The organism is Clostridium puniceum (assembly GCF_002006345.1).
Classification (GTDB): domain Bacteria; phylum Bacillota; class Clostridia; order Clostridiales; family Clostridiaceae; genus Clostridium; species Clostridium puniceum.
In genome coordinates this window covers 1-12,275 of record NZ_LZZM01000014.1, presented here as the reverse complement: position 1 = coordinate 12,275, position 12,275 = coordinate 1, and the positions used below count along the sequence as shown (strand labels likewise).

Here is a 12,275-nt window from a genome sequence, read left to right as displayed (position 1 = left end):
CTTTCGGGTATTTTTTGTATAGATAACTTATTAATTGTCTTGTCTTATAAGAATTGAAGTGCTTTTTTATTATTTCTAACAAAACCTTTTGCCATGATTTTTTCAAATATGGATATGGAATATACTCAACTTGCTTCCACCACTTTGTTTTTTTATCAACAGCACCTTCAGTTACTAACGCATGTAAATGTGGATTCCATTTTAAATCTCCACCAAAAGTATGAATTACTGCAATTACTCCAACTTCATAATTAGAGCCTTTCTTTTTATTATACCAATACTTAATTACCTCGTTTACTCCATCTTGTAATTCCTTTAATAATTCTCTCTTAGAATAAAAATAATTTCTTAGACTGTGTCGATGTACAACTCTTAGAATGTTTTGTCTTTGTTTTTCAGCCCATTTCATTGTATATAATCTACCACATCTATTACAAAATTTACTTTTACATGTAAATGGAACTTTTGTGCTCTCTCCACATGTTTCACACTTATATTCTGCAAATCCATACTTAATATCACTACACTTTAAAGCCTTACTTACTGCTTCATCAATATGCTTTCGCATATATTTCGGTACCTTATTCCAATATTTATTTTTGAAATCATTATAGTTATTATTTAATATGTCTTTTACTGTTATTTTCTCTTTCATCATAATATCTATATTTTATTAGTTATCCACAGATTGTCCAACAATATAATTTCCTAGAGAATAAAAAAGTCTTGAACGAGCAAAATCCCTCTCAAACTCTCTCCCCGACTTTCATCATGCCCCATTCGAAAATTTACCATACAAATAAAGTTGTGAACGGTTTTCGTCCCATTTTGCTGGTTATCCACAGGTATTTTCGCTATTTTCCCTGTTGAAAATTCACTCAATTATAAAAAAGTTCTGAATGAGAAAACCTCTTCAATCCATTTATTTCTCTCATTTCTCATTCCTATTTATTCCAAAAATAATAATAAAGTTTTGAATAAAGCCTCTTCATTTTTTCGAAAACTATATTGTTAAAATAACCCACCCTCTAATTGCGCTCTATCTCTACTCTAGCACGTTTTGCTCGAATAATAAAGTTCTGAATGTGCACCTTGAAACGTTTGAGTTTTCAACATGGCTCAAGCCCTTGACACCTCTCCGATCATCCCCATTTTCCAAAATTAGGGGTTAAATAAAGTCGTGTCAAGAATTTTAACCTAAATCATAACAAAAAAGAATAAAAACGGAATAAAAAAAGAAATAACTCACCCCGATTAGCAAAATAAAGTTGTGTCACAAAGAGCCTAAATTAACTACATTTTTCTGCTCATGGCTACTGCCGATGCGAATGCAGTTAGAAATTTACGCTCTATTTCACATTGCTTAATCCCTCATTATTTCTGACTTCTTTTCAATTTTATTTTTTACCAAACGCAAAAAAGACTATGCATCTGAAGAGAATCGCTCCATTCTTCTTTGCATAGTCTTTCTACATACTTAACACAACTTTATTTTCCGTGACACGACTTTAGCAGTTTTGACACGACTTTTTTTTGCTGTGACATAGTATAATTTATTACCTACACTAACTAAAAAAAGATATTAACCATTTCTAGATCATGACTTAACTTACAACCTTCCATAGTAACAAATGACAGCATTTCTTCCTCTCCAAAATAAAGCCATTTATTTGATATCCTATTAAGAAAATCTTCTTTCTCCTTGCCTTCAAGTGGTTTATATAATTCCAACCTAACTTCAGCCACTATAGTATTATCAAATTTCCAATAAAGTTCTGTTTTAATATCCTTATATTTTATATTATCTTCATTAATACATGACATTAGATATTTAATGACTATTTCAATCTTATCCTTATCTGTAGTTTTTATGAATAATCTAATAAACATTTTTACTCCTTTTTATGTCATCATTAAAAAATCATCTTTTGCCAAAATCGTGAAGCAGTTCAGTTACTTATACTATTCAATAACAATATAGTTGCCTCTATTAATTTCTTCTAAAGTGATTTCCTTTAATAAAAGACCGATATTCCAATCTTTCTTTGCTGATTTTGGAATGGGTTATTTACTTATAAAGCCATAATCTATTGTAGAAACTCTTGCATATCTTATTATGTAACCTGATTCATCAGTAATAATAACATCACTATCAGGAGAAATCTCAACTGAATTTACTCGCCCACAGGCAACAACACCTCTACCATTGATAAAAAAAGTTCCTTCTACCAATAATTTAAAAAAGACTTCATCTAAATTTAATTTGTTATACTTGTCCATTATTTATCATCTCCAAATACATAAATAATCGTTAGTCCTTATTTAATATTCTTTCCATTTCTATGTTCCTTCTTTATTTTAAACTACAATTTTCAGATATCATTCCTTTAATAATAACTTACCATTTTCCGTTATATGAATTAAACTTTTAAGTTACTTATCCCAAGTATATATTTTCCATGCTTTATTTTTATGCTCAATTGTTCCTTTAACATCCGCTCTGTACTTGTTTCGTTCAAGATTATTATACATTTCGTCCATATCTTCATAATGGCCAATAGTATAATAATTTAAACTAATACATTTATTATCCCTGTATATATTAGAAAAGTCTATTAAAAGTCCTTTTTTAGTTAATTCAAGTATCTCTTTTTTTATATCTTCAGACATAGGATATATTTTCCTTCTTTTATTTGAGGAAAAACTCTCTATAATTTTATTTGTAATGATATCTTTAAATATCCACATATCTTTGCAATACAATTTACAAAACCATCCATCATCATGAGCAAGATAAACAAAATTATTATTTATTCCACTAAAAAATGGTGAATTCAAAGGTTTACCAAAATGCGATAAATATAATACTTCTGCCTTTTCTTCTGGAGTGCAGTTATTTAAATCAACTTCATTATTATAGTCTATCCAATGGAAGTTACCTAAACCATAAATATCTTCCTTTGATAACTCTAAAATATCATTTTTTCCATTGGCAGTCTCCAAGAACCAACTTCTATTAAAATTATTAGCAATATAATTTCCTTCAGTCACCAAAATATTTTCTATAATCATTGGATTATGTTTGATAAATTCTTTAAATTCCATTCCGTAATACATAAAATAATTTTCATTAAAATTTGCATTTATATAAAATACATCTCTTATTCTTCTCATTAAATTCAAATCTCCTATTACTCCACCATTTCTTATAGTAGTGCAGAATTACAATTTTTTATTATTACACCTTTTCTCTGAATAAAGCGACTTATTTTAATCTTCGCTCATTCCATAAATTAATAGGTCCTCTAATAAGATTTAACATAATTGAAATCGTCAATAAAACAGTTCCAATTATATGAGTATTATCCTTAAATAAAAAAGGGATTGCAATCACTAATAGAATAATTGATATTATTAACATAAATTTTGTTTTCATAATGTCTCCCTCTATTCTACTTGATAAAATTGTGTAATCAGCGCACACGTTATATATTACTATTACTGCTTTTAAGAATAATGTGCATATATAAATTACACTTAATTTAAGATATAAATTCCTGATTTCAGCCTAACAATTTCTTTTCCATTAATCTGAAAGTATTCCCAAGTAGGCTCATTGAATTTAAGATATTCTTTTATCTCATTTGTACCTAAGTCTACTATGCAAATCCTATCATTTCCCATGTCGCATACATATAATTTGTCATCATATGCTATTGCAAACTCTGGTAAATTAAATATCTTATCTATTACTCCACCTATTGAAACTTCTTCTTTAAAGGTATTTAGCGAAAATTTTTTTATCATATTTGAGGTGGGATATACACACCAAAGAAAGCCAACTTCATATGCTAAACTGTATATATTGTTATATGACCCCATTGATTCATTGATCCAAATCAAATTATCATTTCTATCAAACATATGAATATACGAACCCTTAAATTCCGTAACAATAACTGTGCCATCACCACACATTATAGAACTTGGTACAACTGCATCATTCTCAAAATACTTTAATATGTTCTTATAACCCCTTACCATATTTGCATTCAGAATAAGTATCCTTATCTATCTTAACAATACTATTATCAAAAGAATATCTAAAATAGCCTATTTCTTTACCTTTACTATTCATCTCATAATACAAAAAACTGTTACCTTGAGGAACTATTGACCACCCATATTTTGAAATTAATTTCATTTTGAATTCCTCCAAAAAACTTTTCATGTTTTAATACTCAATATCATCCTTATCAATCCCAATAATTGAAAATAACTCCTGCTAAATTATTAGGATTATAATATTTTAATTGCTTCAATTCACAATCATTTAAACATTCTTTTACTTCATTTGTTATTGAAGATTCTAATTCTGAAACAGTTAATATATGATAGAATTTTATGAATTCATTACTTAACATTTCAAAATCTAAATATTCATTATTAAATGAACTGATTTTTAATGCAAATGCAATAATAGGATAATGGGCATTGAGTAAAATAAATATTGTATCATTATTAATTTTAACTTTAGCAGAATAAAAGTTCTTCCCTTCTAGTTTAAAGTCAAAATTTTCTATATTAAACTTGAGGCTAGTAGCAATTTCATAACAAATTCTTTTAAATTCATCGCAACTCATAATTGGTAGTAATGCTTTATCATCTGAAAACCCAGTAATTCCTTTACCCAATAACATTAAATGTATCCTCTCCTCTAGTCTTCTATTTTAATAAAACATAATTTACAAAGTTGTACCAACTCTAAATTAGAATTAGTTTGGCAGTTACTAATAGTGTAAATTACTTATTCCTTTTATTTAATGCTTTCTGACAAATATTCCATTTCATGAATAAATTAATATCATTTATTGAATCTATAATTCTCCATTCATATTTTTTATTCTCATTCAATTCCTTTAATACAATTGGCTTAACTATATGTTTTTCTAAAATACCTTTTGTACGTGCTATATATGCAAATCCTAATACAGAATTAGCCCTAACTCCTGCATCTTTATGTTTGGATAATACTACACATAGATCTTGAGCATATTTCCAATTAGGATGATTCATACCAACAGATAAAGGAAGTTGTATTATTTCATTTATATCATCACTTTCTAATATTTTATTAATATCTGCATTAGACAAGCAATCTAATGGTTTATAAATTCTATCCATGCTTCCTCCAAAAAAATTATTTATAATATGTAATTATTGCTGTTCAATGCTGCTGGAAATCTATCAACTCACAATATTTCTGTTAGTTCACTACATCTTAATAAAATAATGGTCATAATTTATTATTAAAAATTACGATAAATGCAAAGGCCTCCTTCAATTTTAGATGTACAATAATTTGCGGGTAAATCACTATATATATTTATCAGGTATTACTGCCAAATCAAACATTAAAATTTCACTCCAATCATCAAATACAAATCCATTAAGTGGCTTCATATCACTTGCTTCATCAGTCAAATAAATTCCAAATTCAAAAAAGTACTTTTTTAATATGACCACAATATTGTTTGTAACTGATAAGAACCATTCTTTATATCTCTTTTTACAAAAATCATATATTTCCTCAGTATAAAATAAAATCTCAATGATTAATATATCATCCTTAAGATCATTAAATATCTCTTTAGACATTCCAAGTATAATAGGTCTAATATGTATTTCTGGTGAATTTTCAAACGTAATAATATTTGCATCTAAATTACAACCAGTATATACAAATCCGTTATCTTCTACTTTCCAATCAATCTCTTTAATCCAGTTATTCATTAGTCCTTGATTGAAGCCTAACTCACAGAAGAATGCATTTATTTTTTCGAGATCATTTCTAAAAGTAAACTTATTATATTTTATAAAAGTTTCAAGTTGTGAGTATTCTGGCACCACTATCACCTACTTTCCAATAAAAAGAACTAGAATAATAAATCTATTTTAAATTTTGATTTTTCTTCCTTTAAACTCATCTTCAAGAAATTCATATTCATTATCTATAGAAATGAAACCACTTTTTGAATATGATTCTTCAATACTTTTATCTATTTCTTTTGAATATATGTCAACATGTAAATTTCCATATTTACATATCATAAAACTTACTCTTTGTTTTTCGCAAATTAAATGAATGTAGGGTAATGAAGCATTACATCTTCCCAACCAAAATACAATCTCTATCATTTGTTTGAGGTACTTAAGATCCACATCAAACGCACCATAATAGTTTCTCTTTCCAACTATTTCTCTTAATTCTTTCAATGCTTTATGAACTGGTTTATAGTTGTTTTTTTGAATAAACCAATCACACTTTGTATTTGGTATAATGGTTACACTTTCTGCATTTATACTTTTAAGCAAAGAAATAAGTTTTTCTCCCAAAATATCTGAATAACAACTAATATCATTTATATTAAGATGAAGTATATTGCTAGAAACATATTGTTCTTTATAATCATTACAATTGATATCTAAAAAATCATAGTTTGTTTCAATATATTCCCTCATATCTTTCAGTTCTTCATCATCATCAATTCCATCTAATAATCCATATGAAAGTGCTTCCTGCATTGATTTAATAATATATGCTATGAAATCCTTATTTTTAAAATAATCTCTTTCTAATAAATTTATCACTTTTCCTCCTGTCAGCCATATAAAACATTTTATAATCACTCTAAATTAAATTTAATTATTTCTCCCATACTATCTAATATAATCTCATCTCCATTAAATTCTATATTATATGGCGGCTCAGCGAACCTAGTCCACAATTTTTCTCCATTATTCTTCCAACATGCTATATCTACTTCCGCCATCATAACTACATAATCCTTATATCTTAACCAACCTAAAAATCCTCCATAGTAATAATCCTCATCAATTTTCTTTATGTCTTTCAGGTTATAAACTAAAATTGTTTGACCAGCACCAATAAATAGAGTATCTGTTTCAGGTATTAATAAAAACCCTGGATGAAAACCACCTGTATTAGGTGCATACCTTTGAGTCACTGTCAAAAATGGCCAATTATCTCCAATACTAGCAGACATAAAAAATAATTCGCCATCCACATTATTCAATTCATATTCCTCATTCAATTTAGCATTTTCAACATACTTACTGTACATTTCTGGTAGTTTATATTGTTCAACATTTATTATGTATTTTCCTACATTACATTTTATCACTATAAATTTGTCCTTCCTAATTTCACTTTTCAAAATTCATCTTCATTATTTATCCATCCATATATTTTCTAATCTTCTCATATATACTTCAGGCTCATCTTCAAAAAAATTTTCAATTCCATTATCCTTTAGTATCCCTAAACTTATTAAATCTTCTATTAGTAAATTTGTCACATCATCGTAATCTGAAATCTCGTCTAATGACGCTCCTTTTAGTGAATATTCATTCTCATAGTATTGATCTGGAATAAAACTTATCTCATCACCTAAGTTTTTGAGCATGTACCAAGTAGTAATTGCTGAAGTAACTGGATTCCCTGTCAACTCATTAGCAGTATCAGCAGGAAGATGAGAAAATGTTATTTGCTCTTTTTTTGTTTTATTAATCAGATAATAACCCACACTCATATCAATTTCCTTCCTTATTTCATTTAAAATATCTTCTCACAAATCATAATTTATAAGTACTTTCTACCAATGAAATTATCTGAATCTTATTACAATAAAACTTTAGTTCTTCATTATTCTCAAAATCACTTACAATGCTAGAGTACTAGCAAATTTTTAAATGATCTACCTTTGTATTCTTGTGTAATTAATTATTAAAATTTTAAACTGTTAGATTAATATTAAATTACTAAACATCACATTTATATAATGAATGATTATATACAAAAAATTAAATTTGAATTTTCGTTTTAAGTGCTGATAGCAGCATACAATCAAAGTCTTTAAATCTTTCAATTAAGTCTCCACTTGGTTTATCAAGTTCTGCAAAACTCATCTCACAAATATCATAAACATACCATGAAATATCAGCATCTCCTAAAAATAAATATTTATGTCCAAAAGATTCCCCATTAAAATCCCATGCCTCATTTTCACTTATTAAATTACTTTCATAATCACTTGCCCCATAGAAAATTAACCCATCAAATTCAAATCCATTTTGTACTTTTAAAAATTCTTCATAATCCTTAAGCCATAAATCTTTAGAAATATTATCAGAAACCCACTTTTTTAACGTATCAATACTAACTTCAGATGCTATGTTTCTATTTACAGTCTCGTTATATTTTTTGCAAATTATATTGATTTCAGTGATATATTTAACCCATTCTTTTTTAATTTTCATAATAATTCCCCTTTTAATAAAATACACTAACCTTATTTCCAATTTATATAATCTTTTATAATTATATTTTTTATATACTCTAGTTGAACTATTAATTATCTAATGAATTAAACATCTTCACTCAGTATTTTGAACCCCTGATATTCTATTAATGCCCTAAAAGCACCAGAACCACCATAAGGCCAAGACCACGGATTAAATTCAATTCTTCCTTTTTCATTTGATATTCGTTCGCAAGATACAAAATCATATTCACCATTAGAGAATGCATCTATCATTGATTCAAAATCCCATGGATGTTGTAACTTCGGAGATGTAAATCGTTCATTTATCGGAGTTTCTTTCCATAGTTTTGCATATTCGTTAAGTTCATCAGAAGTTGGCCACCAGAATTTCATAAGAACGTCTTCTTCAAAATAGCCAATCCATTTTGAATCATTTGATATAATATTATCTTTTGCTTTCTCTTCTTTTAGTGCATAAAAAAAATCTTGTAATTTACTAAATCTATCATTATTATTAATCTCAAATTCAAAATAAAATTTTCCCATTTTTTCTCTCCTTAACAATTCATCTACCTATAAATTGATTAGTTCATCAAAAACTTTATAAAACCAAAAGTAGGTTTCATTATGTAAAATGTTATATTATTCTTCTAAGTTGTACCAATCTTCAACCTTTTTCCATGATGCTTCTTTATTTTCCCTCTCATATGCAGAGCCAATTTCACTTTTAACTATTTCTAATAGTGTAGGATCTTTATCTAATAAATAACCTACACTAACTATCCTAATATTATCTGGATTATTAGTATATTCCTCATCTTCTTCACCAGAAAACACTCTCCATCCACTATCTTCTACTTTATCTGCTTTTTCACGGTAAAGCCAGCATATAACCCCATTATTCTCCATACACTTTCTAGATACTAGTGCCTTTTTTTCTGCTATCTCAAGCCAACGTGGATCTTCTTTCTTTATAAAAGTTCTTGCAATATGCTTTGGCTCAAACTCAATTTCATCTCCAATATTTAAATCCTTTATATATACAGGAATATTAGTAAGGATACCAATGTACTTCTTACCAAACATCTTTTTCCTTGAAATCTCAACCCACATTCTCTCTGCCCTTGGCTCACCGTCCTTAGGATTAGTAAGTAAAAAATGCAATCTCACTAAATCTCCCTTTTTCTGTGAACTTCGCTCTTTTAATGATGGTATAAAAAAGGTATTTGGATTTTCCTTATTTACACTTTCAATATCTTCTAATTTCCACCCTGACATAATAATACCTACCTTAATAATAAATTTTACTTATTAATTTTTTATCTCAGCATAATCTTTTGAAATTAATTAAAACTTGTACTCTACTGGATAATCAATTTTTATAAGTTCTTCCATTGTTTCTTTTATATTTCTATCTGGATTTATTTTTTTTATCATCTCTTCTGTAATTGGTTAATGGTTAAAAACTTTTTTAACTTCCTCAATAGTCAATCTATCTCCTAATTCCCAATAATCTTTTGCCCAATCTACATAACCTTCTACTGAAAATATTCTACTAAGCATATAATCCGAACCATCATTACAACCTTCTAGAATTTCTACTTTTCCCTTTCGCCACTCCTTATGGTTCTTATCCTGCCAAATACAGAATGTCACATCATCTTTTTCAATGGCTTCATCCTCAAGTAAGTCTAATAACACCTTTGGAACATCATCATAAATTCCTTTCCAGACTTCAAAGTCTTCCTGAGCATGAGGTGATAACTCAGATTCATGATCAAACCCTTTGATAATACATCCATCATTTGAAAATACTATATGGATTGTATCTCCACCGCCATTATCAATTACTGCTAAAGAACTTTTTTCATCCCAGTTAGGATACCATGTATATACTCTTAACCAATCCTCTTCACTAAAAATCATATCAAGAGCAGACATAGAAATAAGGCTTTTTTTAATTATATCTATAGTTGGCAAATTCTTTAGTGTACAGTATGTTTCATTGAATGCATAATTCCAATTCAGTTCTTTATAATATGAAATTTCTTCCCATCCGTTTTCATTTTCAAAAGAACCTACATAAAGTATTTTTCCATCACAGATTGTCCACTCTAATCCATGTTCTACTTCCCAATCACAATCTAATTCTAAATGATAGGCTACTTTATTCTTATCTTTTGGATTACTGATTATTAAGCATGTTGGATTTATATAATTTAATACATCCCTTAATGCATTAAACTCATAAGTTTCTTCCCCGACCTCATTACAAAAATCATTACAATAGTTTATAGAATATTGACATAATTTATTTACAACCGCTTCATCCAATTTTTCTAAGTTTTCAACGCACAAATTTGCATATTCTAAATCTATATCCTCTGACATTAATACATTAATAGCCTTATTAAATAGTGTAAATTCCATTTTCCCTTCTAACCCATAATCTGTTTTGATTATATTTGTAATCATTATATTTAGTCCTCTCTTATTAATTTAAATATTCCTTCTCATAAATCTATAATTTATAATTACTTTCAGCAACTGAAATTATCTCTATCTTGTTACAATAAAACTTTATATCACCATCTTGTTCCAAATCATGCACTAAATAATTTAATGAACTCCATCCATCATCTTTAATATCAACTATGTCAAAACACACTATTTGAATAAATTTACTTCCAATGTATAAATTCATATTCTCAACTTCATAAAATCTAATTTTAACTGAATATTGCTTATTATCTATTGTAAAAATAATAAAGACAATATCTAATAGAAAAACTTCTTCATAATATTCATTGAAATCTTGATAATAATGTATTTCATATATATATTTAATATCTTGCCAAGAAAAGACCTTAACTTTTTCTTGAATATAATTGTAATTTAATATTCTTTCCATTTCCATTTATCTCCTTTATTTACAAGTCAATTTTCAAATATCATTCCATTATATAGACGTTTAAAGAATACTTTTAATGTAGTAGATTGAATTATAATATCGTCATAATCAAGTATAGACGGAATTATTATGTATTTAATTTCACTTTCACGATAATCAAAAGCAAAATACTCTCCACCACCATTACTTCCAAAAAGTATAATTCCTGGTACATATTCTGAAACTTCACAATCATCATTAACTTCAATGATTTCATGCATTTTATACATAATTAAGTACTCTTTTCCTACAAAACCTTCTCCACCGTTAAACTCTTGCATAAAATCCACATAATCAATCGGAAATTTAACCTCTAGTTCTTTTTCAACTTCTAAAATCTGGGTTATATCAATTTTTTCATTTCTATCAAAATTATCTAAATAAATTTTATATTCCTCATTCATCAGCATTTACCTCTCACACAAATGTTCTTAATTCTCTAAATACAATAGCAATTCACCATTTTCCATTATATAAATATTTTAACATTTAAGTTTGCAACATCATACTATTACTTTACTTATTCTTTATCTATCACAAAAATAAAAAGTTATGCAAAAATAAGAATTACTCTTGTCATAATGCATAACCTTTTTAATGATTTTCTTTATAAAATATTTAAATATACAAATGGAAAATAAAAAAGTTGTGAAGTAACAAAGGGGTTTCCTTCCTGACTTACGGACAGTCATTTGTATTAAGTACACTTAATTTCTAAATAATTTATATATTTCATTATAATTACAATGGTAATTAATAAAATAAAAATCTTATAATCATATATATTCATAAATATGAAATTTATTGAAGTAAAAATAATCAAACGTCCCCTTTGAACATTTAAAGGAATTATTGGTTCTTTCCAATGTTAGTTGAATTTTAGGTATTCGAGATTTAGAATTTTGCTTCTTAACAAAGCAAAACTACATCTGCCATACATAATGCGCTTAATTACCTTTAATTTATTTACACTACCTTCC

Annotated in this window: 19 protein-coding genes; all 19 read right to left on the bottom strand. The window is 27.4% G+C overall.

The genetic code is table 11. The features are described from left to right. Positions 1 to 658 (bottom strand): IS91 family transposase (locus tag CLPUN_RS01230; RefSeq protein WP_143328950.1); only part of this gene is annotated, 658 nt, incomplete at its 3' end. A 911-nt stretch (positions 659 to 1,569) separates the two neighbouring features. After that, complete coding sequence (locus CLPUN_RS01225; protein ID WP_077845567.1) at positions 1,570 to 1,890, bottom strand: hypothetical protein; 321 nt, start codon at positions 1,888 to 1,890, stop codon at positions 1,570 to 1,572. Positions 1,891 to 2,064: 174 nt separating this feature from the next. After that, positions 2,065 to 2,280 carry a hypothetical protein gene (locus CLPUN_RS01220; RefSeq protein WP_077845566.1) on the bottom strand — a complete coding sequence of 72 codons (216 nt, stop codon included), beginning with the start codon at positions 2,278 to 2,280 and terminating at the stop codon, positions 2,065 to 2,067. Positions 2,281 to 2,433: 153 nt separating this feature from the next. After that, positions 2,434 to 3,174, bottom strand: coding sequence for a hypothetical protein (locus CLPUN_RS01215; protein ID WP_077845565.1), 741 nt, complete (start codon positions 3,172 to 3,174; stop codon positions 2,434 to 2,436). Between the two features lie 91 nt (positions 3,175 to 3,265). After that, positions 3,266 to 3,436 carry a hypothetical protein gene (locus tag CLPUN_RS27925; RefSeq protein WP_198944267.1) on the bottom strand — a complete coding sequence of 57 codons (171 nt, stop codon included), beginning with the start codon at positions 3,434 to 3,436 and terminating at the stop codon, positions 3,266 to 3,268. 101 nt (positions 3,437 to 3,537) lie between these two features. After that, positions 3,538 to 4,044, bottom strand: a complete 507-nt coding sequence (locus CLPUN_RS28425; protein ID WP_242954013.1) for an NHL repeat-containing protein — start codon at positions 4,042 to 4,044, stop codon at positions 3,538 to 3,540. After that, the gene (locus CLPUN_RS28420) at positions 4,028 to 4,204 is read right to left on the bottom strand and encodes a hypothetical protein (protein WP_242954012.1); all 177 of its coding nucleotides are present in this window, start codon (positions 4,202 to 4,204) and stop codon (positions 4,028 to 4,030) included. Before CLPUN_RS28420 ends, CLPUN_RS28425 begins: the two co-directional genes overlap by 17 nt. Positions 4,205 to 4,256: 52 nt before the next feature. After that, positions 4,257 to 4,700, bottom strand: a complete 444-nt coding sequence (locus tag CLPUN_RS01200; RefSeq protein WP_077845563.1) for a hypothetical protein — start codon at positions 4,698 to 4,700, stop codon at positions 4,257 to 4,259. A 103-nt stretch (positions 4,701 to 4,803) separates the two neighbouring features. Further along, positions 4,804 to 5,184 (bottom strand): hypothetical protein, encoded by a 381-nt coding sequence (locus CLPUN_RS01195; RefSeq protein WP_077845562.1) that lies wholly within the window; start codon positions 5,182 to 5,184, stop codon positions 4,804 to 4,806. A gap of 192 nt (positions 5,185 to 5,376) precedes the next feature. Next, positions 5,377 to 5,907, bottom strand: coding sequence for a hypothetical protein (locus tag CLPUN_RS01190; RefSeq protein ID WP_077845561.1), 531 nt, complete (start codon positions 5,905 to 5,907; stop codon positions 5,377 to 5,379). A 48-nt stretch (positions 5,908 to 5,955) separates the two neighbouring features. After that, the gene (locus tag CLPUN_RS01185) at positions 5,956 to 6,651 is read right to left on the bottom strand and encodes a hypothetical protein (protein ID WP_077845560.1); all 696 of its coding nucleotides are present in this window, start codon (positions 6,649 to 6,651) and stop codon (positions 5,956 to 5,958) included. Between the two features lie 35 nt (positions 6,652 to 6,686). Then, entirely contained in the window at positions 6,687 to 7,205 is a 519-nt protein-coding gene (locus tag CLPUN_RS01180; RefSeq protein WP_077845559.1) for a hypothetical protein, read from the bottom strand. A 45-nt stretch (positions 7,206 to 7,250) separates the two neighbouring features. Then, entirely contained in the window at positions 7,251 to 7,613 is a 363-nt protein-coding gene (locus tag CLPUN_RS01175; RefSeq protein WP_077845558.1) for a hypothetical protein, read from the bottom strand. A 271-nt stretch (positions 7,614 to 7,884) separates the two neighbouring features. Continuing rightward, complete coding sequence (locus CLPUN_RS01170; RefSeq protein WP_077845557.1) at positions 7,885 to 8,340, bottom strand: YrhA family protein; 456 nt, start codon at positions 8,338 to 8,340, stop codon at positions 7,885 to 7,887. Positions 8,341 to 8,447: 107 nt separating this feature from the next. Continuing rightward, a complete protein-coding gene (locus CLPUN_RS01165) occupies positions 8,448 to 8,891 on the bottom strand; it encodes a hypothetical protein (RefSeq protein ID WP_077845556.1) in 444 nt (147 codons plus the stop codon). Between the two features lie 96 nt (positions 8,892 to 8,987). Then, a complete protein-coding gene (locus CLPUN_RS01160; RefSeq protein ID WP_077845555.1) occupies positions 8,988 to 9,623 on the bottom strand; it encodes an immunity protein Imm33 domain-containing protein in 636 nt (211 codons plus the stop codon). Positions 9,624 to 9,797: 174 nt separating this feature from the next. Then, entirely contained in the window at positions 9,798 to 10,820 is a 1,023-nt protein-coding gene (locus CLPUN_RS28415; RefSeq protein ID WP_242954011.1) for a DUF6985 domain-containing protein, read from the bottom strand. 46 nt (positions 10,821 to 10,866) lie between these two features. Next, positions 10,867 to 11,256 (bottom strand): hypothetical protein, encoded by a 390-nt coding sequence (locus CLPUN_RS01150; RefSeq protein ID WP_077839889.1) that lies wholly within the window; start codon positions 11,254 to 11,256, stop codon positions 10,867 to 10,869. Between the two features lie 26 nt (positions 11,257 to 11,282). Then, positions 11,283 to 11,699 (bottom strand): SMI1/KNR4 family protein, encoded by a 417-nt coding sequence (locus CLPUN_RS01145; protein WP_077839871.1) that lies wholly within the window; start codon positions 11,697 to 11,699, stop codon positions 11,283 to 11,285. Between the last annotated feature and the right edge of the window lie 576 nt (positions 11,700 to 12,275).